At 61.4% G+C, this 241-nt stretch carries 1 pseudogene; it reads right to left on the reverse strand.

Going from position 1 to position 241, the window contains the following annotated elements:
- A pseudogene (locus tag ACSNOK_RS35940) lies at positions 1–212 on the reverse strand (ABC transporter permease); the annotation flags it as partial.
- Positions 213–241 lie beyond the last annotated feature (29 nt).

Genomic DNA, 241 nt, shown 5'->3' on the forward strand with positions numbered 1-241 from the left:
GACGTGGTGATCCGCCAGCCGATGATGACGCCCGTCAGTGCCATCACGACGATGCCGATCGACGAGTGCAGCAGACTCGCGATGCTGCGTCCGATCAGCACTGCCGACCGTCGGATGGGGAGCGACCGGAAACGGTCGATGATGCCCTTCTCGATGTCGGCGGTGATACCGGTGGCGACGATGAACGCGGTGAACACGATAGTCTGACCCATGATGCCCGGCAGTAGGTACTGCTTGTAGT

The organism is Streptomyces sp. URMC 126 (assembly GCF_051386555.1).
Lineage (GTDB): Bacteria > Actinomycetota > Actinomycetes > Streptomycetales > Streptomycetaceae > Streptomyces.